Consider the following 25,158-nt stretch of genomic DNA (forward strand, 5'->3'; position numbering starts at 1 on the left):
CAGCAGCAAGGAGATCCTGCCCATGATGGCTGGCCGTTTTCCTCTGGCTCGCCCCCGGCGCAACCGGATTGATGATTTCACGCGCCGCTTGGTTGCTGAAAATACGTTGGGCATCAACAACCTCATCTGGCCTATCTTTTTTATGGAAGGCACCAACACGGTTACCGAGGTGTCCTCCATGCCCGGCGTACACCGTGTAACGCTGGATAAACTGGCCGCACATGTTGAGCCCGCTGCAAAGCTGGGCATTCCGGCTTTGGCCCTTTTCCCCATTACGCCCACAGAAGCGCGGGATGAAAAAGGCACGGAAGCCACAAACCCGGATAACCTGATGTGCCGGGCCGCCCGCCTGCTTAAAAAAGAATTTCCAAACGTCGGGCTGATTGGTGACGTAGCACTGGACCCCTACACCAGCCACGGCCACGATGGTCTGATTGAAAATGGCTACGTGGTGAATGATCCATCCGTAACCATTCTTTCCCAGCAAGCAGTAAATCAGGCTGCTGCCGGTGTAGACATTATTGCCCCATCAGACATGATGGATGGCCGTATTGAGGCTATTCGGCGTGATTTGGACGGCAACGGGCTGATTAACACCCGGATTATGTCCTACGCGGCCAAATACGCCAGCGCATTTTACGGCCCGTTCCGTGATGCTCTGGGGTCTGGCGGTATGCTGAAAGGTGATAAAAAAACCTATCAGATGGACCCTGCCAACAGCGATGAAGCCCTGCGTGAAGTAGAAATGGACATTGCTGAAGGCGCAGATATGGTGATGGTCAAACCCGGCCTGCCGTATCTGGATATCATCCGCCGTGTGAAAGATGAATTCCACGTGCCCACCTTTGCCTATCAGGTATCTGGTGAATATGCGATGCTGATGGCTGCCATCCGCAATGGCTGGCTGGATCATGAACGCGCCGTTATGGAAAGCCTGCTGGCCTTCCGCCGCGCGGGTGCCAATGGCATTTTAACGTATTTTGCTATTGAAGCTGCAGAACGTATCCGGGCATCTTTCGGCCAATAAGTTGCCAGTCAATATCACGGCATATGGGCCAGAGTTTTCTGGCCCATAATTTTGTTGCGGGATCATTTCTCCCCATGACGTCATCGCAAGACAGGCCGCATTTTTTCTACACCGCGCCACCCGGTGCCTGTCCGTATCTGCCCAATCGCATTGAGCGTAAAATACTGGTGGATCTTGCAACTCCGGATGCCAACTTCCTACACAGCCGCCTTTCCCATGCCGGTTTCAGGCGGAGCCATACCCTGGCTTACGCACCTATTTGCGATGGTTGCTCTGCCTGCATTCCTATTCGTTTGCCTGTCAGAAACCTAACGCCTCATCGCACACAAAAACGCGCAGTCCGGCGGAATGCTGATCTTATGCGCAGCCTCCTGCCCCCTACCGCTACAGACGAACAATACACACTCTTCCGCAGATATCTGGATAGCCGCCATTCCGATGGTGAAATGGCGGGCATGTCCATGCATGATTACCGGATTATGGTGGAAGAAACGCCTGTAGATACGCGACTTGTCGAATTTCGTACACCAGACGCCACCTTAATGGCCGCCAGCCTGATTGATGTTCTGGAAGATGGGCTTTCTGCTGTTTACAGCTTTTATGAGCCTAACTGCCCTCAACGTTCTCTCGGCAGTTTTGCCATTCTTTCCTTGGCAGAATTAGCCATGCAGATGGAGTTACCATACCTGTATCTGGGGTATTGGGTGCCGGGCAGCCCTAAAATGGCTTACAAAGAACGCTTTCAGCCCGCAGAAATTTTGCGCAATGGCACATGGCAGAAGTTGGACCTAAACTATCCCCCCAAAACAGAAAGGGCCCATCCGTTTCCGGAAGGCCCTCTGTTCTAAGCGGCAGTGCTTAAGGCTTTTTACCCGCCCAAGGTGGCGCAACTTTGCCAACCGCCGCGCGGCGGCTAACCCAATCTTGCAGATCAGCAAACTGGCGCACACGCGCAGTGCCCGGCCAGTGCAGCCCATCTGCTGCAGTAAACACCACAGCTTGGCGCAACCCTCCTCCATCCGAGTATTTCTGCAAAGCCACACCAAGGCCGCGCGCCATGACGGGCAACTGCTCCAATGGGAAAATCAGGAATCGCCGGTTATCCCCCACAACGGCAACATGGTCTCCTTCTGCGGGTACACATATGCGGGCAAACTCGCCTTCCTTCAGGTTCAGCACCTGTCGGCCCGATCGTTTTTCCGCCACCAAGGCTTCTTCTTCCACCAGCATGCCACGCCCAGCGCTTGAAGCCACCAAGCGGCGTTTGCCATCTTCTATCGGGAAAACAGCCAGAAGGTCTTCATCGTTGGAAAGGTCAATCAACAGGCGAATAGGCTGCCCATCCCCGCGGCCTCGCGGTAGATCGGCCCCTTTTACGGTATAGGCTCGCCCATCTGTTGCAAAGAAGCAGAGCCTATCTGATGTCTGGCAAGGAATAGCCAGCTTGAAAGCATCCCCTTCCTTAAACTTCTGATTTTCCAGATCAACATTATGGCCTTTAACCGCACGCACCCATCCTTTTTGAGAAAGGATCATGGTGAGTGGTTCGCGCTCAACTTCTTCCACCACGGAAATATCAACAGGCTTGGGTGCAGAAAGGATAGTGCTTCTACGCTCACCCAAACGCCCTTTCCCGAAAGCTTTGATCATGGTTGTTAATTCGCGCTCGATCGTTTTCCAGCGCTGTTTTTCACTATCAAGCAATGCCATTAATGCTGCTTGCTCGGCAGAAAGCGCATCATGCTCCTTGCGGATTTCCATCTCCTCAAGGCGCCGCAAACTCCGCAGGCGCATGTTAAGCACGGATTCTGCTTGCAAATCTGTTAGCTTGAACGTGGCTATCAGGCTGGCCTTAGCATCATCCTCTTCCCGAATAATGCGAATAACCTCATCCAGGTTAAGATAAACAGCAAGAAAACCCGAAAGAATTTCCAGCCGCCGTTCCACCGCTGTCAATCTATGGCGGCTTCGGCGTTCCAGCACTTCATGCCGATGGTTCAACCATGCCTGAATAACCTGCTTAAGCCCCATTACACCGGGTGAACGATCCGCCCCCAGCACATTCATGTTCAGGCCAAAGCGACTTTCCAGCGGTGTGGCGCGAAACAATGTTTCCATCAGCACTTCTGGTTCTATACCGCGTGTTTTGGGCTCCAGAATCAGACGAATTTCATCCGTACTTTCATCACGGATATCCCCTAGCAGAGGCAGTTTTTTCTGATCCAGCAAATCAGCAATCTGCTCAATCAGGCGAGATTTCTGCACCTGATACGGAATTTGCGTAACCACAATATGCCACGTACTAAAACGGCCCTGTTCAACCTCCCACCGCGCACGCATTCTAAAGCTGCCACGGCCTGTTTCGTACGCCTGCAAAATAGCATCCGAATCTTCCACAATCAGGCCACCGGTGGGAAAATCCGGCCCCGGCATAAGCTCTAGCAGCTCCTGCGTAGTGGCAGAAGGTTTACGCACCAACAAAGCAGCAGCAGCGCAAACTTCTGCTGCATTATGGGGCGGAATACTGGTGGCCATACCCACAGCAATACCTGCCGCACCATTGGCAAGCAGATTGGGGAAAGCCGATGGAAGCACAACGGGTTCCTGCTCCTCACCATCATAGGTGGGGCGAAAATCTACGGCATCATCTTCAATGCCGTCCAACAGGGCCACGGCAACTTCTGTCAGGCGAGCTTCCGTGTACCGCATGGCGGCCGGGTTATCACCATCAACAGAACCAAAATTCCCCTGCCCTTCTACCAGCGGGTAACGTGCGGCAAAATCCTGCGCCAGCCGCACCAGCGCTTCGTAAACAGAAGCATCACCATGAGGGTGGAACTTACCAATAACATCACCCACCACGCGGGCGCATTTTTTAAAACCAGAAGCCGGATCTAGCCGGAGCTGATGCATGGCATAAACCAAGCGCCGATGCACTGGCTTAAGCCCATCCCGCACATCCGGCAAAGAGCGGGACATGATGGTGGAAAGCGCATAGGCCAGATAACGCTCACTCAGCGCCTCTGCCAGTTTTGTTTCCTCAATATGTCCTGCGGTTTCGCTCATCTGCCATCCCTGGAAAGCTGTGCATGATCCATTAAAAACAAGACATACAGCCCTCGTATCGGTTGTGCCAGTCTTGCGCTACTCGGTTATAGGTGTTTGGTCTGCCAGAACACGCATTTCCAGCCGATCATAGAGCCGTTGGCGTGCTGCGGGTAAGGGTAAATGGCGCTGGCCAAAGGCATCGCGCGCCAGAAAATGGCCTGTTAGGCGTAAACCTGCCAACCAATCTGCCGCATGACCGGTTTGTTCTGTATCTCGCAAAAAAGACGGAAGTGGCAAAAGCCGATCTTTCCACTCTCCTGCACCTTCCTCACTAACTGCGCGCCCCGTACGTGGTGAGACATAATGTAGATTTTCTGTGCTACCGGTAACCGCACAAGCGGAAAGGTCCAGCCCAAAACCTAAAGTTACCAGCAGTGCCATTTCCCACCGCACTACGTGTGGCATACCTTCCCGTTCTGCAACAACAGGATCATACCCCAAAAAGGTAAGTAAACGCACAGTTTCTGCAAAAAGAAATGGGCAAGGATCAGCTTCTGGCAACGTAACATCCGCCAACACACAAACAGATTGCACCATGCCTAGCGCTAGCGGAGCATCCAGCAATCGTGCAGCACAGGCGTAAAGTAGTTCGCCAGAAATTTGTAATGGTGCTGCGGCGCTGCGTTTATGAAAGCTGGTTTTAACCACATTGCCCGGTTGCCATAGGGCGCGGCCCGCTTTACTGGCACCGCCATAGGCTATACCCCGCAGAGGGCCGTAATCTTCTGTTAAAACGTGTATGCGTGCGCTGGTTTCGCCCTGCACACCTGCAAAAAGCACAAGGGCGGGAGCCTCCTTTTCATAGGAAGTCCCGCCCTTGTCCATCACTCGGAAAGCTCGACCTTAGACGCCAGCAACCTTGGCGACTTCAGCGGCAAAGTCATCTTCTTCTTTTTCGATGCCTTCACCCAACTGGAAGCGATCAAAGCCAACCAGCTTAACGCCAGCTTTCTTCAGCACGTCTTTCACGCGGGTTTCGCCATCATGCACCCATACCTGCTCCAGAAGCACAACTTCTTCGTAGAACTTACGGATGCGGCCTTCGACCATCTTTTCGATGATAGCTTCTGGCTTGCCAGAAGCGCGGGACTGTTCAATCAGCACTGCGCGTTCACGTTCAACTTCTGCCGGATCAAGGCTGGTAACATCCAGAGCGGAAGGACGTGTGGCAGCAACGTGCATGCCAACCTGACGGCCAAGCTGTTCGATAGCTTCATCAGCGGTCGGGGCTTCAATAGCAGCCAGAACGCCAATCTTGCCCAGACCGGGGCGCAGGGCACCGTGAACATAGGTAGCAACCACGCCAGACGGCACAGTAAACACACGTGCCCGACGCAGGGTCATGTTTTCACCGATGGTTGCAACCAGATGCGTCAGTTCATCAGCAACGGTACGACCGGTTTCCAACGTGGCAGCCTTAATGGCTTCCAGATCTTCACCAACCTTAAGCGCAACTTTAGCAACGGATTCCACAAAGTTCTGGAAGGATTCGTTACGGGCCACAAAGTCGGTTTCAGCGTTTACTTCAACCATGGCAGCCACTTTGTCTGCAGAGGCAACGCCTACCAGACCTTCAGCAGCAACACGGCCAGATTTTTTTGCCGCAGCAGCAAGGCCCTTAGTACGCAGCCAATCAATAGCGGCTTCGATATCACCGTTGGCTTCGTTCAGTGCTTTTTTGCAGTCCATCATGCCTGCGCCAGTTTTTTCGCGCAGTTCCTTGACCAGTGCAGCCGTAATTGCCGCCATAATTCTATACTCCTTGAAAAACCCGAACGCGCCCACTTAGGGGCGCGAACCGGAATATTCCATGGCCTGCCAATGCAGGCATTCATGCAGGAAAAAACAGCCCGGCATGATAACCGGGCTGTTTGTGTATTCCGTTAGCTTGCAGCCGGTGCTGGTGCCGGTGTTTCTGCTGCCGGAGCGGCTTCCAGAGCAGGCTCAACAGGCAGTTCTTCAGCAGCGCCGATATCCTGACCGGAAGCGCCCAGTTCTGCGGAAATACCGTCCAGAACAGCGGAAGAAACCAGATCGCAATACAGGCCGATAGCGCGGATGGCATCATCGTTACCCGGAATCGGGAAGGTAACACCACGCGGATCGGAGTTGCTGTCCAGAATAGCCACAACCGGGATACCCAGCTTGTTGGCTTCTTCAATAGCCAGCTTTTCCTTGTTGGTGTCGATCACGAACAGGATGTCCGGCAGGCCACCCATTTCCTTGATCCCGCCCAAGGAGCGTTCCAGCTTGTCGCGCTGGCGGGTCATGTCCAGAATTTCTTTCTTGGTCAGACCAGCGGTTGCGCCGTCCAGCGTTTCTTCAATGCCACGCAGGCGCTTGATGGAACCCTGAATGGTCTTCCAGTTTGTCAGCATACCGCCGAGCCAGCGGTGATTGACGTAGTACTGACCGCAACGACGAGCTGCTTCTGCAATCGGATCCTGCGCAGCACGCTTGGTGCCAACAAACAGAACGCGGCCACCACCAGCAACAGTGTTGCGGATAGCCTGCAGAGCACGATCAAGCAGGCCAACAGTCTGCTGCAGATCAATAATATGAACCTGGTTGCGCACACCGAACAGATACGGCGCCATGCGCGGGTTCCAGCGACGGGTGTGGTGACCAAAGTGAACACCAGCTTCCAGAAGCTGACGAAGGGTAAAATCAGGCATCGCCATAAGCGTATTCCTACCTTTCTGGTTATTCCTCCGCGAGACGTTACCCTGCCGGACAGGCAGAGCACCAGATGGTGTTTTCCTCGCGTGCGTTATGCTCCCGGCCTTGACCGAGCGCGGCCCTTATGGCCGTTTTTTTGCGCTCGGACAAGATAAAAAACGCTCTTTTCAGGCTGCGTCTTCTGCCTTGGAGACTGTTTCTTCTGGATGGGCGTATTTGTTAGGCACACCACTACGCGCCAGCAGAGCACGAAGCGACTTTACAACAGGGAACACTTCAACGTTGTGATCTCCGCCCAGTTCACGCCATGCGTTCTGTTCCATTTCCACAATTTCGCGGTCTTCTTCAAAGATGCGATGTGTGAAAATACCCAGCGCAGGCCATGCCAGATTGAGCAGGAAGTTCCATTTGGGTTTTTTAACAGAAAGCAGACCAAACGCCTGCGTAACCTGCTGTGTTTCACCCAGCGGCACATAGGATGTCCACAAATCCATGATCAGATCGCCATCCTTATCGTGAATCTGGAGTGTCTGATATGGATAGGTGGTACGGATGGACACAACTTCTTCAACCGGCTGCTCCCGGTCTTCGTAGTCATGATGCTTGCCAAAAATCAGGGCTTCAGCCAGCGGCTGATTACCACCTTTGCGGGCAAAGCTGTAGCGTGCTTCCAGAAAATCATCACCCTTATCCTGCCCCAAGAAGCGCGCCGTGATGGAGCCCATCTGCCGCCGATGCAGGAACTGATGGTTCATGTCCATCAGGTTTTCATGCATAAAGGTGTAGTGACATTTCAGCCGCGGGCTGAACATGCGGGTTTTGTATTCCGGGTTCCCCACCTGCGCCACGTCTGGCACGGGCACTTTATCAGCCAAAGCCGGATCACCGGGGAAGATAAAGATCAGGCCGCTTTTTTCACGGCAAGGGTAAGACTTAACCGGACGGCCCACCCCTTCCTTGTTCAGATAAGGCACGGTTACACATTTACCTGCGCGGTCAAATGCCCAGCCGTGGTAGCAGCATTTTACACACCCCTTATCATCCACAACGCCCTTGCTCAGCGGCACCTGCCGATGTGCGCAACGGTCTTCTAGCGCATAAACAGGCCCATATTCAGGGCGAATAAGTGCGATGGGGTGGCCAGCATAACGCGCGGCAAATGTTTTGCCGGGGCGCACCTTGTGCGACCACGCCACAGGGTACCAGAAATTAGGATCACAATCGATCTGCCGAAGATCATAATGCGGCGTATTAGAACCGTCCGCCTGTTTTCCCTTGGCCTCTTCCACCAGCATGACGTCACCCTTTCAGAATCCAACAAGGCCGATGCAGCAGGAACAACATCACCTTAAAAACATGCCTATGCCCACGTGCCCTACAATTCCGCATCACGAAACTGCCTGAACAAACATGGGCGGGGATGACGCCTTCAAGATATTGAAGCTGCTTTTTGCTCAGCCCTGCCGCGCCATCACATGGGTGGGAAGGTTAGCCGATTTTGTACGCTGCGCCCAGATGCAAACAACCAACCAAGCTGTGCACTGGCCGCAACGGTCCTATCCTGCCAGACCACATACCTCATAGAAACAGGCACTCTCCATTGCATTATTGCGGGGCGTGATTTTCCAGAAGATGCGTAGAAGACGGCTGATTGTTACCGGGGATTGTCTCACTTGGGCTTTCCACCACCCCGGACTTCTTGCCATGCGAGGTATGGTGAGGATGGTATTCCTTAACCGGATGAGCCGGGTTCTTGCCATCGTTAGAAGGCGGTTGCGTGCCGGGTTGCTCATCTACCGTGCGTGGGTTGCTCCATAGCTTTTTAGATGGATCAACATGCTCACCATTCGGCCCTTCGGCCGCTTTTGAGGGAGCCTTCCCCTGCTGGGAAGCAGCGCCCTCGGCTGTAGGCGGCGTACCACTATTATCCTGCGCCATAGCCAATGCTGGCATCACACTTAAAGACGCGCCAAGCAGCATAGAAGTTAAGATTTTCTGCATGGGATATTCCTTTTAATAAAATGAGGTATCCCGTTTTCCAACGCCAGCAATTTGGAAGAGTTGCAAATTTTATTTTTTCAGAATTTCCCTTATTTTTCCACAAGATTCTGGATGGCATGAGAGCGCTTTTCCATCCAAATGCGTAACAGTGCGCAAGGAAAGGCTGTTTGTTAAATACACCCCTTGCGCTTTTACAATATCTTCGTAACAGACAGGCCGCTCTTGCATTACGCCCGCATTTAATAGCAGCCTACGGGCAATGCCCGGTAAAGCGCCTTCTGTAACAGGAGGCGTTATCAATCCTGCCTCTGTTTGCATAACAATATTACTAATTGTGCTTTCCGCTATATGCCCTTGCATATTTAGTAAAAGGGCATCATCGCAGCCTTTTCGCTCTGCTTCCTGCCTTGCTACAATACCGGGCAAATAACTGAGCGATTTAATACGAGAAAGTGGGGAAAGCTCATCTCTGCGAACCAGCTCACTCACACACACACGAACAGACTGCTCCCTAAAAACACCGGCAGCACCTGTTATAAAAACTGTTGGCTTGCAGTGTTCTGGCGGCAGCAGGCCGCGTGGCGCCACCCCGCGCGTTACAGTCAACCGGACAGAGCCATTCTCAAAACCAGCACATGCCAAAAACTCCCGGATCGCCTGCAAAGTATTCTCTTGCTCTGGAACAGGTAACCCCAGAACTTGAGCACCATTACAAAGACGCTGATAATGCCATAAAAAATGCGGCACTGTGCCGTTCTTTATGCGCAAAGTTTCAAACAACCCGTCTCCCAATGTCACGCCACGATCTAGCGGGCTGATAGCAGCTTGGTCTACGGGATATATTTTGCCGTTTAACCAGATAATACTCACGCCTGCCCCCAGAACTTCTGAAATGGTGCAAATTTCAGGCGCATTTCTTCATATTCCTTTTCTGGGTCAGATAGAATGGTTACACCACCCCCAACACCAATACTCAGATGATTTTTGGAATGCTCCAAACTGCGAATAATTACAGAACTGTCCATACTGCCATCTATTCCAATACGAAACACAGTGCCGCAATACGCACCTCTGGCAGAGGCTTCCAACTCATCTATAATCTGCATGGCCCGATATTTGGGGGCTCCTGTTACAGATCCTGGGGGCAATGTTACTTTCAAAAGATCAAAAACATCTTTATCAGGCAGCAACTTTCCACGAATTTCTGAAACCAGATGATGCACATGCGGAAACTGCTCTACCACCAGCAGGTCTGGCACATACACGCTGCCTATTTGTGCCATACGGCCGATATCATGCCGCATGAGGTCAACAATCATCAGGTTTTCGGCACGCTCTTTTTCATCATGTAGAAGTGCATTATGCCAAAAAGCATCTTCTTCTGGCGTTTGCCCTCGTGGTGCCGTGCCTTTGATTGGCCGTGATGAAACACAACCATTCGCATCCACTTTCAAAAATCTTTCTGGGGAAGAAGATAGCAGCGCAAAATCTGAACCGCATGACAAATACGCACCAAAAGGTGCTGGTATTTGCTGCCGTAACGCACGATAGACCTCAGCACTCAGCACATTTTTGGCCATTTCCGTTGTATATCGACACGTTATATTCGCCTGAAAAATATCTCCCGCAGCAATATAATTCCGTGTTTGCGTAACGCTCTGACAATAAGCTGCATGATTTTGGTCTGGAACAAACGGCTTGGTTACATGTAGCTTATATGATGGAACACGCTCAGGAAGCATGTTCCATTCCCTTATAGACTGCGCCACATTGAGTTCATTCACAAAAAAACTTGAAATTCCCGCAAGAAACACACGTTTTTCAAAGCGATCCCAAATAAAGGCATGATCATACATACCTGCCGCCAATGCGGGTGTATTCCGGTCTTTATGGCGAGATAAAACGCCTTCCAGAATCATTCCCATTTGATAACTGGCAAACCCAATAAGACCACCCCAGAATGGAATACCTTGCTGGCATGATCCACCCGCATATTCTTTTAATTCATCATGAAAAATACGTAGAATTTCAAAAATATTATCAGAAGAAATTATCGGTTTTTTTGTGCCATCCACCTCTATTTCATGAGGCCAGGCCACCACTGTATGGCATGGGTTGTGGCAAAAAATCTGCCATCGGCTTCGATTATCTATCTTGCCGCCACTATCCAGAAAAGCACACCATGGCTGTTGGCCCCATGCCGATAAAACAACATCGGGCTCCCTCCATTGTAGCTCCTTTACCTGAACCAATGTTAGACCTGTTCTACCCGAGAAACGCCAGAAAGTGTGCGCAACCTTTGCCCTAAAACGGGTGTAACCTTGTAACGGCCTCGTAGGCGCACCTCTACATCGCAACTATCTGCAACACCCGGCAACAAAACAACCCGCCCTGCTCCGCCCTTTTGTGGTTCCAGAATAGCTTGCAAATCTGGCAAGGCATCGGGCTTTTCTAACCATACCCGCATTTCGCTTTGTCCTTGTGCCGCAGCGGCTTCCAAATCCACAATATCTGTAGCGGTAAGCCGCAGAGCTTCGCCTTCTAGCTTTAAATCGGCTGTTACGAGTATAGCGGTACCAGCTACCAGAATATCACGCACACGCGTCAGCACTTCCGAAAAAACAGTTACTTCGCAACCACCAGATGCATCGGAAAGGCGTACCCATGCCATTTTATTACCTGTGCGGGTTGGGCGTTCCTTTTTATCCACCACACAGCCAGCAATTTTAACCCGGCCACCACCCAGTTCCGCCGCTGTTAACAACTGAGAGGTACGCGTCACACCCAAACGGCGCAGTACCGAACCATAAGCATCCAACGGGTGGGCTGTCATATGGAAGCCAATAGCTTCTGCCTCCATCGCCAGACGTTCAAATTCTGGCCAATCGTGCCCTTCCACCAACCGCAGAGGCTCAACTTCACCTGGGCCACCAAACAACCCAATCTGGCCAGAAGCTGCCTCCTGCGCCTGGCTATGTGCCCGCCTTAAAATAACATCTGCTGATCTGAAAACACGGGCCCGGTTTTTATCAATACATTCAAACGCACCAGCTTTTGCCAGATTTTCCAACTGCATCCGGTTGATGTGCTTGGGATCAATACGGATTGCAAAATCTGCTAGATTTTTGAAAGGTTTTTCTCCCCTCACCTCCACCAGAGATTCCATTGCACCATAGCCCACCTTTTTGATGGCAGCTAGCGCATAGCGGATTGCGTATGTTCCATCTGGCTGTTTTTCGACCGAAAAATCAGCTTCTGATTTATTGATATTTGGCGGCAACACTGCAATGTGCATCCGCTCTGCTTCCTGACGCAAAGCAGCAAGTTTTTCTGTACGTTCCCGCGCCAAAGACATGCAAGCAGCCAAAAAGGCCACTGGATGGTTAGCCTTCATCCATGCTGTTTGGTACGAAACAAAAGCATAAGCAGCGGCATGAGATTTATTAAAGCCGTAATCTGCAAACTTAGCCATAAGGTCAAAAACCTCAACGGCTTTATCACGGTCAATCCCGCGCTTGGTGGCGCCTTCTGTAAAAATTTCGCGCTGGTGATCCATTTCCGAACGGATCTTTTTACCCATGGCACGACGTAGCAAATCTGCGCCACCCAGGCTGTAGCCAGCCATTTTTTGGGCAATCTGCATAACCTGTTCCTGATAGACCATGATGCCATAGGTCTCTTCAAGAATATCGCGAATTTCCTCGTGCGGGGGCTCCCATACCTCTCCGTGTTTTCTACGGCAATAATCGGGAATATTCGCCATTGGCCCTGGGCGATACAGCGCCACAGCTGCAATCAGGTCTTCTATGCGGGTTGGGCGCATTTGTTTAAGAACATCGCGCATGCCCGCGCCTTCAAACTGGAAGACGCCAGCGGTATCACCCCGCCCCAACATTTCATACGTTTTGGGGTCATCCAGCGGAATGTGGCTGAGATCTACATCCTTGCCCATACGGCGGATGAAATCGACACCCCGTTTGAGAATAGTGAGTGTTGTTAAACCAAGAAAGTCGAACTTAACGAGACCCGCCTGCTCAACAAACTTCATGTTATATTGAGTGACGAGCGTATCACTTTTCGGGTCTCGGTACAGCGGCACAAGCTGCACAAGCGGCCTATCGCCTATCACCACCCCAGCCGCATGCGTACTGGCATGGCGGAAGAGCCCTTCCAACTGCTGGGCTATTTCCAGCAGCCTGCGCAGGGCCTCATCATTATCACGCATTTCCTGCAGCTTGGGTTCACCTGCAATGGCTTCTTTTAGGGTAACCGGTTTGGCAGGATTGTTAGGGATAAGCTCTGCCACACGGTTAACCATACCATACGGCAAACCCAGCACACGCCCAACATCGCGCACGGCAGCACGCGCTTGCAGCTTACCGAAGGTAATAATCTGCGCAACACGGTCTGATCCATATTCATGCCGCACATAGGAAATCACTTCGTCTCGCCGATCCTGACAGAAATCGATATCAAAGTCAGGCATGGAGACGCGTTCTGGATTTAGAAAACGTTCGAACAGCAAATTAAACGGAATAGGGTCAATATCCGTAATGGTAAGCGCCCATGCAGCCAAAGACCCCGCACCAGAACCACGGCCCGGCCCAACCGGTATGCCATGCGCCTTAGCCCACTGGATAAAGTCCGCCACGATCATGAAGTAACCGGGAAACCCCATTTTGGAGATAATATCCAGCTCGAAACGTAAACGTTCCTTATATTTCTCTACTGTTTCTGCATCCAGCTTCATGCCGGACATACGGTGTTCCAACCCTTCCCACGCCATAGCACGCAGGGTTTCATCTTCTGTCGCGCCTTCTCTTACCTTAGGGCAAACTGGCAAAAGCGGCTTGCGGGTTTCCACCTTAATGGCGCAGCGGCGGGCTATTTCCAAAGTGTTGTCACACGCATCTGGCAAATCGGCAAAAAGTGCGCGCATCATTTCCGGCGGCTTGAACCAATGCTCCGGCGTTACACGAAAGCGGTCTTTTTCTGCCATCGTGCGCCCTTGAGCGATGCACAACAGGGCATCCTGTGCTTCGTACATTTTTGGTGTAGGAAAAAAGCACTCATTCGTTGCCACTAATGGCAGACCAAACCGATCGGCCAACGTCAGCACGCCCGGTTCCACAGCTTTTTCAACACCTAATCCATGCCGGTGCAGTTCTACAATCAGCCTGTCACCAAAGGCTTCATGCACACGGGCCAGCCATTTTTCGGCATCTTCCGTTTGCCCTTCTGCCAGCATCTGAAAAAGTGGCCCACGTGTGCCACCTGTCAGCAGCAACAGCCCCTCTGCTTTCTCACATAGCAAATCCAGAGAAACAAAAGGGTCTGCCGGATCTGAATTTTGGAACCCGGCTGAAGAAAGAAACTGGAGATTCGCCAACCCTGCTTCATTCTGTGCCAGAAGCACTACAGGCTCGGCGGGAGCGCCGGGTTTGTCATTACGCGCAGGCAGGCCGATCTGGCTGCCAATAATAGGCTGAATACCGCTTTTGGTACAATACTGAGAAAATTCCAACGCCCCGAACAGATTGCCTGAATCTGCAATACCCACAGCAGGCATGTGCATTTCCTTCGCCAGCCCCACAATATCGGGCACACGAATGGCCCCCTGGCTAAGCGAATAGGCAGAATGAACACGAAGATGAACAAAATCAGCGTAAGACATGTGTCTTTATAGCACAGACTTGAAGCTTTTCACTCTGCCTAAAGTTTTGTTTCAAGCTAGTCCCCACGCGTGTGGGGAACACTGCCTGTTAGGCAGTCTGGACATTCCGAATGTAAATGTAGCAGGGAATACGGAATGACGTGCTGGTGGGGCCTCCCGGTAACCCCACAATTTGCTCCGCCATTAAGGCGTGCCCTGGTCGGGAGAATATCGCCAGATCACAGCATGTCATCCGCAAAAGCTGTATAGCAGCATAAGAAAGGCGCTGTCATGCCCTCAGTTATTGTTTCTGGATCAACGCAGCCTATTAATCGGATTGCTGCAATTGACCGTAATCCGGGTGAGACAATTCATCCCCGTGTGTGCGGGGAACAACTCTTTGTGGAACCATTTGATTCCATAGCATTATTTTACTGTCAAAGAATCCACCAACCATAAAAGGGCCCAGCCACTTCTGGAATAGTGGCACATTCATGGATACATTGCAGCACTTTGCAGTTTGGAACACTTATTCCGGCTGACTAAATTACTGGCGTTCAGGATTCATCATGCAGATTGTAAAAACCAAAGCAGAACTGGCAGCTCTCAGCACCAGTTGGCGGAAAGATGGCCAGACTATTGGCTTTGTGCCGACCATGGGCGCACTTCATGCAGGCCATATCTCACTCATAAATGCGCTGGATGGCAAAGCCTCCCGTCGAATTGTGTCCATTTTTGTAAATCCTATCCAATTCAACAACACCAATGATTTCCAGCATTACCCGCGCGGGCTGGAAGATGATGCTGGCCTGCTACGCAATACCGGCAAAGTGGACGTGCTTTACGCCCCAGATGAAAGCCAAATGTACCCTCCCGGCTTTGCAACTCGTATAAGTGTTTCTGGGCTGGATACTATGCTGTGTGGCGGAGACAGACCCGGCCATTTTGATGGCGTTGCCACTGTGGTTACCAAACTGTTTTTACAAACACGCGCCAATATCGCGGCCTTTGGTGAAAAAGATTACCAGCAACTCTGCCTCATCAAACGCATGGTGCAGGATTTGGATCTACCTGTAGGTATTTTACCCGTGCCCACTTTGCGAGAAGCAGACGGGCTTGCCCTTTCATCCCGCAACCGCAGGCTTACGCCACAACAACGCCAACAAGCCACGCTCCTGCCCCAAGCCCTAAAGGCATGCCTTGCAGCCATGCGGAACGGCACAAATGTAGAAAGCAGCTTGGCCACATGCCGTGAAGCATTAAAGAATGCAGGCTTTCACGTTCATTATCTGGAACTCCGCAATGCGGAAAATCTGGCACTTGCCCCTATTGCCAGCAAAGATACACGTTTGTTTATAGCTGCCAGCTTAGGAGACATCCGGCTTATTGATAATATGCCGTTTGCCTAACTTTGGTTTTCCATAAAACTTTTTCCACTATAGCAAAGAACCCAAAATCATGAGCATCAAACGTCTTGCTCCCGAAGAACGCTTAACAGGCGCTGTTATTCATAATGGTCTTGTTTATCTGGCTGGCCAGATTGCCGATGATTCCACATTGGATGCAGAAGGCCAGATGGCTGATATTCTACGGCAGGTAGATGCCTTATTGGCTGAAGCTGGCACGGACAAAAGCCGCCTTATTTCCGCACAGATCTTTCTGGCCGACATGAATGATATGGCTGGCATGAATCGTGCATGGGATGCATGGCTGGACAAAAACAATAAACCCGCCCGCGCAACGGTAGAAGCCAAACTGGCAGACCCCACATGGAAGGTGGAACTCACCGGAATTGCCGCGTTGCCTCAACCATAATTGCTTTAATAGTGGACGGCTGTTTTGCCAGCCGTTCACTACAAAAAACGAGGCATAAGCAAATGCTTTAATGCATTGATACAATTTATAAATTTTACAGGGAAATAAGGCTGGCTCCCGAAGTAGGACTCGAACCTACGACCCAGCGATTAACAGTCGCTTGCTCTACCAACTGAGCTATTCGGGACCAGCGAGGGAGCATATAGCTAACCTAAATCGCGCCGTAAACCCCCTTTTTTATTTTTTTTCATATCTCCTCCATCACTCATAAAGCGACAGACACAGCAAGACATAGTAAACCTACAAAAATGAACGCCCAAGGTCCTTCCCAAACACGTCGTAATCTCCTGCTAGCCGGTATGGGCGGTATTGCCGCCATTGGCGGAGGAACCTTTTTGGCAACACGAGGCAAGCATCACACACACAAACAGCCCGATGGTGCTTATCGGCAGATCAAAATAGGTTGGCCAAATTCTGGATCGGCACCAGTTTTGGCTGTGGCTGCACAAAAAGATTTTTTTGCGCATTACAGCTTGGATGTCGATCTGCCCTTCGCCACCATAAATGGGGAAGACACCATTAATGCACTGGCCAGAGGGGATATTTCCTACGCCGTAGCCCCTGCTCTTACGTGGCTCAGGCACCTTTATGCAGGGCTAAATGCGCAGTTGCTTATTGGGGTGCAGCCGGGCAATTTTCGGCTGTTAGTACGCCGCAGCAGCCATATTACACGGCTAGACCAGCTTATGGGCCACACTGTAGCCGTTATGGATCAGAACGCAGCAGATAAGCTGTTTTTTGCCATTATGATGCGCCGCAAAGGGCTAGACGCCATGAACCGCATCAACTGGCTGGATCTACCTCTCCCACAAATTGATGATGCCGCACGCAGCCAAAGAATTGATGCCGTTGTCGCGCATGATTATCAGGCATGGTGGCTGCTTCAATCCTTCCCTGATCTGTTTATTGAACTAGCAGGCAGCAATACTGGCCACTATGCTGAGCGCACAAGTATGGTGCTTGGCGCCTCCAGTTCTGCCCTACAAGATGACCCAGATGCCGCCATTGCCCTTGTGCTGGCCCTACGTGATGCAGCACGCTGGACAGATACCCACCGCGATGATGCTGCAACCCTGATTGCACCAGATATTACGGATCTTTCTGTAGCCAGTATACGCGCCATGCTACACAGTGAACCTGCTATCCGGCCCGTTATTGGCAAATCATTGCGCGAACAACTGGCGCAGTATTGTGATGAACTGCAACTGGTCAGCCTACTGCCCGACACGGAAGACAGCACAGCACTTGCTCATCATTATGCGCGGAATGTTTTGAAAGAATAAAGTAAAGTGCAGGCACATTTTTAATTGCGCCTGCACTTTACTTGAAAGCTTTACTGCAAGCCTTCTACAAACTGAGCAATACGCTGGCAGGCCTCACGCAGTGTTTCATCTGCCGTTGCGCAGGACAAACGCAAATAAGGTGAATGCCCAAAGGCGCTTCCTGGCACAGTGGCTACAAAAGCCTCTTCCAGCAAAGCTAATGCAAAGTCATGGTCTGTTTCTAACCGCTTACCGGCAGCAGTTGTTCGGCCAAGACACCCGGCAACACCCGGATACGCATAAAACGCACCATCGGGCATAGCGCAGGTAAACCCCGGAATGGCCCGCAATGCTTCCACAACCATCCGGCGGCGGCGGCCATATGTTGCCACCATTTCCTGCACCAAATCTGCCGGGCCATCCAACGCAGCCGCTGCCGCCGCCTGCGCTATGGAGCACACGCCAGATGTGGCATTGCCCTGAACACCCCGCATGGTAGCGATAAGATCTGCCGGACCGCCCGCAAAACCTACGCGCCAGCCTGTCATGGCATAAGCTTTAGAAACGCCATTAAGGGTAATGGTGCGTTCTTTCAGATCAGGCGCTACAGCGGCAATAGATGCTGATTTTGCACCATCAAACACCAGATGTTCGTAAATCTCATCTGAAAGTATCCAGATATCTGGATACTGCCGCAACACTTCCGCAATAGCCCGCAGATCATCCGCTGAGCACACACCACCTGTTGGATTATTAGGAAAGTTCAACACCACCCAACGTGTGCGCGGTGTCAGCACTTTTGCCAGTTCATCCGCCTTCAGGCGGAAACCATCTTCCTCCCGGCAAGGTACAAAAACAGGTGTTGCACCAAACATACGGGCAATAAGCGGATAGCTGACCCAATAAGGCGTGGGCACCACCACTTCATCACCCGCATTCAGCGTGGCCATAAAAGCGTTGAAGATAACCTGCTTGCCACCGTTGGAGACCATAATCTCCTCCGGCTTATAATCCAGACCGTTTTCACGCGTGAACTTGCGGGCAATGGCCGCCTTAAGGGCTGGCGTACCATCTACGGGTGGATATTTGGTCTGCCCAGCCAAGGCGGCCTGATGGGCGGCCTCTACCACGGCAGACGGTGTGGCAAAATCCGGTTCCCCCAAAGCAAGGGAGATAACGGGCTTGCCTTCCGCCTTAAGTACGCGTGCACGGCGTGCCATTTCAATAGTAGCCGGTGCAGGCAAACCTTTTAGTCTATTCGCAAAAGACCGCGCCATATTTTACAGCAGCCCTTTGCAAAAGCGCTGAATACGTGCGCAAGCTTCGCGCAGGCTATCTGTATCCGTAGCATAGGAAATACGGATATGACCGGGGAACATGAAGGCCGAACCATGCACAGCGGCAACGCCTTCTTCTTCCAACAGAGCTGTTACGAAATCTTCATCCGTTTCCAGCTTTTTGCCACCCGGAGACGTTTTGCCCAAGCATTTTTCAACTGTAGGGAACACATAGAACGCACCCTGCGGTACATCACATTCCAGCCCTTCGGCTTCATTCAGCATGGAAACAACCATGTCACGCCGCCCCTGATAGGTGGCAACCATTTCCTGAATGAACTCCTGCGGGCCGGTGAGTGCTTCCACAGCCGCGGCCTGTGCGATGGAACAAGTGTTGGAGGTGGACTGCCCCTGAAGTTTGTTCATGGCTTTTGTTAGCTCTACCGGAGCACCAGAAAAACCAATGCGCCAGCCTGTCATGGCATACGCCTTGGAAACACCATTCATGGTAACGGTGCGGCTACGCAGCAGAGGTTCCACTTCCACAAATGTAGCAGGGCGGAAGCCATCGTAAGCCAGCTTGGCATAGATATCGTCTGTAAAGATCCACACATGCGGGTGGCGGAGCAGAACATCACACAGCGGGCGCAGGTCTTCGGCAGAATAGGCCACACCTGTAGGGTTACAGGGTGAGTTCAGAAAAAACCATTTTGTGCGCGGCGTAATGGCGGCTTCCAACTGTTCTGCTGTAATCCGAAAACCATTTTCACGCTTGCAGGGTACAATAACGGGCTTGCCTTCTGCCAACGTAACAATATCGGGGTAGGAAACCCAGCATGGTGCCGGAATAATTGCCTCATCACCCGGATTAAGGGTGGACATCATGGCATTGTAGATAACCTGTTTGCCACCTGTGGAAACAATAATTTCCTCCGGCGTGTAATCCAGACCACTATCCAGCTTAAAACGCTCTGCCACAGCCTTACGCAGCTCTGGCGTGCCAGCAACATCGGTATAACGGGTTTGGCCGTTTTCAATCGCCTTGGCTGCTGCGCGGGAGATGTTTTCGGGCGTGCGAAAATCTGGCTCACCAGCAGAAAGGCTGATGATGTTCCGGCCTTCAGCTTTAAGTGCACGCGCCCGTGTCGAAATGACAATCGTCTGGCTCGGGCTGATCCTGTTCATGCGGTCAGCAACAATGCTCATGGTTCTCTTACTTTCCGACACTATGTTTTTCATGCCAGTTACCAGGACACCCTACATGCCCCTGAAACAGACATTCGGTTCTGGGGCGGCACAGTAATCCTGTTCGGCCTCCGGCGGAACCGGAGATTTCTCATACGCCGCGTTTTTTGTACGCAATTCAGCGTTTATCTCTCAAAAATGTGTGGGAAACCTGCCTTGCAGCGCACATCTTCCGCTGAAAGGCCTGCCTTGCGCATAGCCCGCACAGCCAATGCACCATCCCGCTTGGCCAGCCTGCGGCCTTCTGCATTACATAATAATGGATGAAAGCTGTAGTCTGGCACGTTCCAGCCCATAAGGGCTTGCAATACGCGATGCAGGTCTGTTGCTGGGCGCAGATCTTCCCCGCGTGTTACCAGTGTAACGCCTTGGGCGGCATCATCATGCGTGACGCAAAGATGGTAAGATGCGGGAATGTCTTTGCGTGCAAGCACCACATCACCGAACAATTCAGGGTAGCATAAAACTGTTCCGCGTTCTTGATCCTGATACGTCAGTGGTGCGCCATGTGTGCATTGGTTTATCCATTGCAAGGCTTTGCTCATATTCAGCCGTAACATATGGAGTTGCCCTTGGCTGATGCGCTCCTGCCGTTCCTGATCTGAAAGATGGCGACACGTTCCGGGGTAGCACAAACTGCCATCTGGAGCCGTATGTGGGGCTGAGAATATGGCGGCACTTTCACGCAGGATATCAGAGCGCGTGCAAAAACAGGGATATAGCACCCCCATTGCATCCAACCTCGCCAACGTTGCCTGATAGGCAGGCATATTGGCCGATTGCCTTAAAACAGGCCGAGCAGAACGCAAGCCCAACCATTCCAGATCTTGCAAAATGGCGGGAATAAATTCCGGCTTGCAGCGTTGGGTATCAATATCCTCCAGCCGTACAAACCATTCCCCATCCGGCTGGGCCTTTTGCCACCCATACAAAGCCGAAGCCACATGCCCCAGATGCAGAAAACCAGTGGGGCTAGGTGCAAAACGCGTTACCCACCCGGCATGCTTTGTTTGACTATTATGTAATAAATTGTTCATGTTTTTCGTGAAACTATTACTAAACTCTCAAAAGACGCATCAAACAGACAGTCGTTTTGTTGCCTCACTCCCGAACCTCTGCAATACTACATGTAGTAATTACCTCGACGACGCACCTTTTGCAGGCAATCGGCTCCGAGTTTTACGATCGCAGAAAGATGCGCCCTCGAAGATAAGCCGAGGAGACAAGTCTTGCCTGACGGTAGTGCCCTCAACTTTCCTGCATTGGTTCTAAATGCAGATTTCCGGCCACTCTCCTACTATCCCCTTTCCCTATGGGCATGGCAGGATGCCATTAAAGCTGTCTGGCTGGATCGGGTTTCTGTGCTGAGCGAGTACGAAACAGAAGTACATTCTCCGCACCATACCATCCGCCTGCCCAGTGTAATTGCCTTAAAAGACTACATTCCCGCAGCCCGCAAACCTGCTTTTACCCGTTTTAATGTTTTCCTGCGTGACAACTTTTCCTGCCAGTATTGTGGGGAACGCCATCCTACGCAGGAACTAACGTTTGACCATGTTATTCCGCGCTGCAAAGGCGGCAAAACAAGCTGGGAAAATATTGTAACCGCATGCGGGTGCTGCAATCTACGCAAAGGCTCTCATCTTCCACATGTTATCGGCATGTTGCCACGGCATCGGCCAGAACGTCCATCTTCGTGGCAGCTACAGGAAAATGGGCGCGCCTTTCCCCCCAACTATCTGCACGAAAGCTGGCGCGATTACCTGTATTGGGACACAGAACTAGAAAACTAATCAGGCAGCCACTTTTTAGCGCGTATAGCTGTACCCGTATTCATCTGCCTGTTTCTGAAGATCCGGAGCATCTTTCAGGTTCAGCGGAATCGGTTTTGCGTTTTTCTCACCAAACATAAAGTTATGGTTGGTCATGCGCTGGCATGTATTGGCGGCCAGCGGAAAGCTAAGATACATCGGCCCGGCCATTTGCTTGCGCAGGCAGGTAATATCCGTATCAACCAATGGCAGACGCCCCACCTCGGAAGAGCAACCACCCAGCAGGGTTAGGCCTACCGCTACAAACCCAAGGCGTAATGTATTTTTCATCTGCATAACGGATCAGCCACCTTGCTTCAGCATATTTGACAGCGGCTGGAGGCCGCGCTGGCGTGTTATTCGGAAACATTCATACTGCCAGCTTCTGCCTACCTCAGCTAGACAGGGAACATCACGCCCCCTGTCTGCCTGCCGCATGGCAGAACTGGCTAAAATGAAAAATGCCGCTTTTAGCTTACTTCGTAACCTGCGCCACGGATTGCATTCTGCAAGGAAGAAACGCCAGCCCGTGTTGGATCATACGTTACTTTCACTTCGCGCGTTGCCAGATTAACATCTGTGGCTTCTACACCATCAATAGCAGCAAGGGCGCGCTTAATAGCAGACACGCAGCCATCGCACGTCATACCATCCACCATAAAGCTTGCTGTGGTTTGGGTCATTTATCTTTCCCTTTATAAAATAACATATTTAACGTGGCCCGCCTTATAGCGCAGCTCTGGCCCAGACGGAATAAGCAGATAGGCAGTCTGCCATCCTGCATTCTCATGATATGCTGTCCGGATGAGCAGCCTTTCCATGTATTCCGGCCCCGACAAGATGCACACCACCCTATCTCAATGGCAGGATATCCCCCTCCACCGCCTGATGTTAGCGACTCTTATAGAAAAACTGGAAAACAGGCTGCTTGCCAACCCCAGCGCCACACGTGTTCTGAAACAATGGATAAGCACTTACAATCTGGCCCCAGACAACAACCTGCATGCTCATCGCCAAACAGAAGACACTGCACCCTGCCCGCCGTTCTTGTTGCAAACGCTATTAGGTGCCTGTGATACGCAAGCAGAAGATGTGCATTACAGGAAGGTACAACTTACCGCACATGGGAAGGTTTTTTCAGAAGCAGAAAACTGGTACATTCCGGCCAGATTATCCCCGGAAATGGCCACGCAACTAGACACAACAGATAAGCCCTTTGGGCTTGTTGTGGCGGCGCTTAACTTCTCTCGCCAACTTATCAAAAGGGAGAGCCTGTGGTTCCCTCTTCCAGATCAATGGGAACAACATGGAATACCGGTTGGTTCAGGCAAGCCTATTGGCCTGCCGCCCTATCTTTTCCGCCATATGGCGGTACTACGCACGCAAACAGGGCAAGCTTTTTGCGTGGTAATTGAAACCTATACCGCAGAAGCATTAGGGTTTCCGCCGCCAGCCATGCCAGCATAAACGAAAACCCCTTTGCTTATATCTTAGGCTTCGGCGTCAGCCTCTGCGCATTCACCCATACGCGTTGTATCTACAAACTTTTCAGTATCATCATCCAGCGCACGTGTTTTACGCCCACCGGGACCATGCACGTACAGGTCTTTCTTATTCAGCTTAGAAACAGCATCAGGCTGCACAGGCATCAGATACCGTGCAGGGCGCTGATGATCCGCCAACTGAAGTTTGGGGTTAAAGACCGAATTGAACTTCCAGAGCATTTTTACAAAGTTGGTCTGGCCATTACGCAGCAGACGCGCCGCAATACCTGCGGTGTCTTTCAGTGCTTCCCAACCCATGTGCTTGGTGTTGAGCACCTGCTGGGTTTTCACCAGTTCTTCGTAAAACTCAGGCAGCGGCAACGTAGTGGGCAGCACCGCATGCTGAATATCGAACAAACGATAATCCCGCGTTGTCAGACGGCGTGCTTCCTTGTGCCAGATTTCTGTGCCCGGATACGGCGTGGTGACAGAAATATTCACAATATCCGGAATTTCCAAGCACCACTGACGCACTGTTTCAAAGCGCTTCCGATCCCATGAAGGATCAGCAATGATGTTAATGGCAACAATCAGCCCCAGAGAACGTGCGTATTCCAGCGCTTCAAAGTTTTTATCCAGAGAAACACGCTTACGGAACTGCTTCAGACCTTCTTCATCCACAGCTTCCATGCCGATGAAGATGTAGGAAAGCCCGATTTCACTCCAGACCTTGAACACTTCCTTATTACGCAGCAGCACGTCTGCACGCGTTTCAAGGTAGTATTCCTTTTTAATGCCGCGCTTCTTGATTTCGTTGGCAATGGCCATGCCGTGCTCTTCATGCACGAAAGCCACGTCATCCACGATAAAGATGCCGGGTTCCTTAATTTCCTCTAACTCATCCGCAATCACCTGCGGGCTGGCTGTACGGTAGGAACGGCCATAGAATGTCCATGCAGAACAGAACGTGCAATCCCACGGGCAACCACGCGCAAATTCGATAGAGGCCGCCGGATCCAGCGTGCCAATAAAGTATTTGTTGCGGTGCCGCAGAAGGTCACGCGCTGGGCGCACTTTATCCAGAGATTCTACAAAAATGGGGGGCGGCCCTTCACCATCTTTGGTGATAACGCCGGGCACTTCTAGAATATCCTTACCATTCTGCACGGCTTCCAGCAGCAGCCCAACCGTGGCATCGCCTTCACCTTTAAGAATGCAGTTAATAGTACCTTCAGAAAGTTCCAGAACATCCTTTGCAATAAAGGATACAGAGTGCCCGCCTACAAACTGGAAGATATTGGGATTGCGGTAGCGAGTTTCTCGGCACAGATCCAGAATTTCTGGCACGTTTGCCAGATAGTTACCGGAGTAACACACCACATCGGGCTGAAACTCATCGAGCATTTTCCAGTAATCTTCATGCGTTTCAGCCTGAAGATCCAAAATCTGCACATCATGGCCGGCACTCCGAGCTGCGCCAGCAACCAGCTCCATGCCAAGAGGCTCCAGACGGAGAAAGACCCGCGTGTACATCAGGGCGCTGGGGTGAACCGCCAGAACTTTCATGTCATTCCTTTTCGCTCGCAAAGCCAACAGCGCGCGGAGGTTTCCTCAACACGCAGCCGGAAAAATTCTCTGGACGCTTACATATTAGAGGAATGCTTATAGAGCAAATGTTAGGCGTGACCCCATCTTTGCAGCCACACCTCCCATGCAAAAGGTGATTACCTCTTGCA

At 51.6% G+C, this 25,158-nt stretch carries 22 protein-coding genes and 1 tRNA gene; 7 read left to right on the top strand and 16 right to left on the bottom strand.

The features are described 5' to 3' along the window. The first annotated feature begins 22 nt into the window (after positions 1 to 22). The gene (gene hemB, locus DS739_RS09860; protein WP_006117461.1) at positions 23 to 1,027 is read left to right on the top strand and encodes a porphobilinogen synthase; all 1,005 of its coding nucleotides are present in this window, start codon (positions 23 to 25) and stop codon (positions 1,025 to 1,027) included. 74 nt (positions 1,028 to 1,101) lie between these two features. Next, positions 1,102 to 1,875 carry an arginyltransferase gene (locus DS739_RS09865; RefSeq protein ID WP_035351966.1) on the top strand — a complete coding sequence of 258 codons (774 nt, stop codon included), beginning with the start codon at positions 1,102 to 1,104 and terminating at the stop codon, positions 1,873 to 1,875. Between the two features lie 10 nt (positions 1,876 to 1,885). On the opposite strand, the gene parC is transcribed toward DS739_RS09865, so the two are convergent. From parC to dnaE, 9 genes are all read right to left on the bottom strand, one after another. Beyond that, positions 1,886 to 4,093: a DNA topoisomerase IV subunit A gene (parC, locus tag DS739_RS09870; RefSeq protein ID WP_006117463.1), complete on the bottom strand. Its 2,208-nt coding sequence runs from the start codon at positions 4,091 to 4,093 to the stop codon at positions 1,886 to 1,888. Between the two features lie 78 nt (positions 4,094 to 4,171). After that, positions 4,172 to 4,960, bottom strand: a complete 789-nt coding sequence (gene recO / locus DS739_RS09875) for a DNA repair protein RecO (RefSeq protein ID WP_035351909.1) — start codon at positions 4,958 to 4,960, stop codon at positions 4,172 to 4,174. A gap of 18 nt (positions 4,961 to 4,978) precedes the next feature. Further along, positions 4,979 to 5,884, bottom strand: a complete 906-nt coding sequence (tsf, locus tag DS739_RS09880; protein ID WP_035351905.1) for a translation elongation factor Ts — start codon at positions 5,882 to 5,884, stop codon at positions 4,979 to 4,981. Positions 5,885 to 6,018: 134 nt separating this feature from the next. Further along, entirely contained in the window at positions 6,019 to 6,816 is a 798-nt protein-coding gene (gene rpsB / locus DS739_RS09885) for a 30S ribosomal protein S2 (protein WP_006117466.1), read from the bottom strand. 165 nt (positions 6,817 to 6,981) lie between these two features. Further along, positions 6,982 to 8,109: an aromatic ring-hydroxylating dioxygenase subunit alpha gene (locus DS739_RS09890; RefSeq protein ID WP_006117467.1), complete on the bottom strand. Its 1,128-nt coding sequence runs from the start codon at positions 8,107 to 8,109 to the stop codon at positions 6,982 to 6,984. A 310-nt stretch (positions 8,110 to 8,419) separates the two neighbouring features. Beyond that, positions 8,420 to 8,815, bottom strand: coding sequence for a hypothetical protein (locus tag DS739_RS09900; RefSeq protein ID WP_006117468.1), 396 nt, complete (start codon positions 8,813 to 8,815; stop codon positions 8,420 to 8,422). Positions 8,816 to 8,884: 69 nt separating this feature from the next. Continuing rightward, positions 8,885 to 9,685 carry an aminotransferase class IV gene (locus tag DS739_RS09905; RefSeq protein WP_006117469.1) on the bottom strand — a complete coding sequence of 267 codons (801 nt, stop codon included), beginning with the start codon at positions 9,683 to 9,685 and terminating at the stop codon, positions 8,885 to 8,887. Beyond that, positions 9,682 to 11,067 (bottom strand): aminodeoxychorismate synthase component I, encoded by a 1,386-nt coding sequence (pabB, locus tag DS739_RS09910; RefSeq protein WP_035351902.1) that lies wholly within the window; start codon positions 11,065 to 11,067, stop codon positions 9,682 to 9,684. The genes DS739_RS09905 and pabB overlap by 4 nt, the downstream gene beginning before the upstream one ends. A gap of 2 nt (positions 11,068 to 11,069) precedes the next feature. Next, positions 11,070 to 14,489, bottom strand: coding sequence for a DNA polymerase III subunit alpha (dnaE, locus tag DS739_RS09915; RefSeq protein WP_006117471.1), 3,420 nt, complete (start codon positions 14,487 to 14,489; stop codon positions 11,070 to 11,072). 548 nt (positions 14,490 to 15,037) lie between these two features. On the opposite strand from dnaE, the gene panC reads away from it, so the two are divergent. After that, complete coding sequence (panC, locus tag DS739_RS09925; RefSeq protein ID WP_006117472.1) at positions 15,038 to 15,877, top strand: pantoate--beta-alanine ligase; 840 nt, start codon at positions 15,038 to 15,040, stop codon at positions 15,875 to 15,877. Between the two features lie 49 nt (positions 15,878 to 15,926). Further along, positions 15,927 to 16,283 (top strand): RidA family protein, encoded by a 357-nt coding sequence (locus DS739_RS09930; RefSeq protein WP_006117473.1) that lies wholly within the window; start codon positions 15,927 to 15,929, stop codon positions 16,281 to 16,283. Positions 16,284 to 16,394: 111 nt separating this feature from the next. On the opposite strand, the gene DS739_RS09935 is transcribed toward DS739_RS09930, so the two are convergent. Beyond that, positions 16,395 to 16,470, bottom strand: a tRNA-Asn gene (locus DS739_RS09935). Positions 16,471 to 16,591: 121 nt separating this feature from the next. Here DS739_RS09935 and DS739_RS09940 point away from each other — a divergent pair. Beyond that, positions 16,592 to 17,626, top strand: a complete 1,035-nt coding sequence (locus tag DS739_RS09940) for an ABC transporter substrate-binding protein (protein WP_006117474.1) — start codon at positions 16,592 to 16,594, stop codon at positions 17,624 to 17,626. A 50-nt stretch (positions 17,627 to 17,676) separates the two neighbouring features. On the opposite strand, the gene DS739_RS09945 is transcribed toward DS739_RS09940, so the two are convergent. The 3 genes from DS739_RS09945 to gluQRS form a co-directional block, all read right to left on the bottom strand. Continuing rightward, the gene (locus DS739_RS09945; protein ID WP_006117475.1) at positions 17,677 to 18,882 is read right to left on the bottom strand and encodes a pyridoxal phosphate-dependent aminotransferase; all 1,206 of its coding nucleotides are present in this window, start codon (positions 18,880 to 18,882) and stop codon (positions 17,677 to 17,679) included. Between the two features lie 3 nt (positions 18,883 to 18,885). Further along, positions 18,886 to 20,088, bottom strand: coding sequence for a pyridoxal phosphate-dependent aminotransferase (locus DS739_RS09950; protein WP_035351899.1), 1,203 nt, complete (start codon positions 20,086 to 20,088; stop codon positions 18,886 to 18,888). Positions 20,089 to 20,252: 164 nt separating this feature from the next. After that, the gene (gluQRS, locus tag DS739_RS09955) at positions 20,253 to 21,164 is read right to left on the bottom strand and encodes a tRNA glutamyl-Q(34) synthetase GluQRS (RefSeq protein ID WP_006117477.1); all 912 of its coding nucleotides are present in this window, start codon (positions 21,162 to 21,164) and stop codon (positions 20,253 to 20,255) included. Between the two features lie 192 nt (positions 21,165 to 21,356). On the opposite strand from gluQRS, the gene DS739_RS09960 reads away from it, so the two are divergent. Further along, a complete protein-coding gene (locus tag DS739_RS09960; RefSeq protein ID WP_006117478.1) occupies positions 21,357 to 21,920 on the top strand; it encodes an HNH endonuclease in 564 nt (187 codons plus the stop codon). Positions 21,921 to 21,935: 15 nt separating this feature from the next. Here DS739_RS09960 and DS739_RS09965 read toward each other — a convergent pair whose 3' ends face one another. Continuing rightward, positions 21,936 to 22,235: a hypothetical protein gene (locus DS739_RS09965; protein WP_006117479.1), complete on the bottom strand. Its 300-nt coding sequence runs from the start codon at positions 22,233 to 22,235 to the stop codon at positions 21,936 to 21,938. 173 nt (positions 22,236 to 22,408) lie between these two features. Then, on the bottom strand, positions 22,409 to 22,621 hold the full coding sequence (locus DS739_RS09970) for a heavy-metal-associated domain-containing protein (protein WP_006117480.1): 213 nt from the start codon (positions 22,619 to 22,621) through the stop codon (positions 22,409 to 22,411). Positions 22,622 to 22,742: 121 nt separating this feature from the next. On the opposite strand from DS739_RS09970, the gene DS739_RS09975 reads away from it, so the two are divergent. Beyond that, a complete protein-coding gene (locus tag DS739_RS09975) occupies positions 22,743 to 23,405 on the top strand; it encodes a hypothetical protein (protein ID WP_035351896.1) in 663 nt (220 codons plus the stop codon). 23 nt (positions 23,406 to 23,428) lie between these two features. Here the strand turns inward: DS739_RS09975 and hpnR are convergent, their stop codons facing one another. Next, positions 23,429 to 24,988, bottom strand: a complete 1,560-nt coding sequence (gene hpnR / locus DS739_RS09980) for a hopanoid C-3 methylase HpnR (protein ID WP_035351893.1) — start codon at positions 24,986 to 24,988, stop codon at positions 23,429 to 23,431. Positions 24,989 to 25,158 lie beyond the last annotated feature (170 nt).

The organism is Acetobacter sp. JWB (assembly GCF_003323795.1).
GTDB classification, from domain to species: Bacteria; Pseudomonadota; Alphaproteobacteria; order Acetobacterales; family Acetobacteraceae; genus Acetobacter; species Acetobacter oryzifermentans.

Bases quoted from the DNA above. Each gene is read 5' to 3' on its own strand.
- hemB (WP_006117461.1), top strand. From the start codon at position 23: ATGATGGCTGGCCGTTTTCCTCTGGCTCGCCCCCGGCGCAACCGGATT.
- DS739_RS09865 (WP_035351966.1), top strand. From the start codon at position 1,102: ATGACGTCATCGCAAGACAGGCCGCATTTTTTCTACACCGCGCCACCC.
- parC (WP_006117463.1), bottom strand. From the start codon at position 4,093: ATGAGCGAAACCGCAGGACATATTGAGGAAACAAAACTGGCAGAGGCG.
- recO (WP_035351909.1), bottom strand. From the start codon at position 4,960: ATGGACAAGGGCGGGACTTCCTATGAAAAGGAGGCTCCCGCCCTTGTG.
- tsf (WP_035351905.1), bottom strand. From the start codon at position 5,884: ATGGCGGCAATTACGGCTGCACTGGTCAAGGAACTGCGCGAAAAAACT.
- rpsB (WP_006117466.1), bottom strand. From the start codon at position 6,816: ATGGCGATGCCTGATTTTACCCTTCGTCAGCTTCTGGAAGCTGGTGTT.
- DS739_RS09890 (WP_006117467.1), bottom strand. From the start codon at position 8,109: ATGCTGGTGGAAGAGGCCAAGGGAAAACAGGCGGACGGTTCTAATACG.
- DS739_RS09900 (WP_006117468.1), bottom strand. From the start codon at position 8,815: ATGCAGAAAATCTTAACTTCTATGCTGCTTGGCGCGTCTTTAAGTGTG.
- dnaE (WP_006117471.1), bottom strand. From the start codon at position 14,489: ATGTCTTACGCTGATTTTGTTCATCTTCGTGTTCATTCTGCCTATTCG.
- panC (WP_006117472.1), top strand. From the start codon at position 15,038: ATGCAGATTGTAAAAACCAAAGCAGAACTGGCAGCTCTCAGCACCAGT.
- DS739_RS09930 (WP_006117473.1), top strand. From the start codon at position 15,927: ATGAGCATCAAACGTCTTGCTCCCGAAGAACGCTTAACAGGCGCTGTT.
- DS739_RS09940 (WP_006117474.1), top strand. From the start codon at position 16,592: ATGAACGCCCAAGGTCCTTCCCAAACACGTCGTAATCTCCTGCTAGCC.
- DS739_RS09945 (WP_006117475.1), bottom strand. From the start codon at position 18,882: ATGGCGCGGTCTTTTGCGAATAGACTAAAAGGTTTGCCTGCACCGGCT.
- DS739_RS09950 (WP_035351899.1), bottom strand. From the start codon at position 20,088: ATGAGCATTGTTGCTGACCGCATGAACAGGATCAGCCCGAGCCAGACG.
- gluQRS (WP_006117477.1), bottom strand. From the start codon at position 21,164: ATGAACAATTTATTACATAATAGTCAAACAAAGCATGCCGGGTGGGTA.
- DS739_RS09965 (WP_006117479.1), bottom strand. From the start codon at position 22,235: ATGCAGATGAAAAATACATTACGCCTTGGGTTTGTAGCGGTAGGCCTA.
- DS739_RS09970 (WP_006117480.1), bottom strand. From the start codon at position 22,621: ATGACCCAAACCACAGCAAGCTTTATGGTGGATGGTATGACGTGCGAT.
- DS739_RS09975 (WP_035351896.1), top strand. From the start codon at position 22,743: ATGAGCAGCCTTTCCATGTATTCCGGCCCCGACAAGATGCACACCACC.
- hpnR (WP_035351893.1), bottom strand. From the start codon at position 24,988: ATGAAAGTTCTGGCGGTTCACCCCAGCGCCCTGATGTACACGCGGGTC.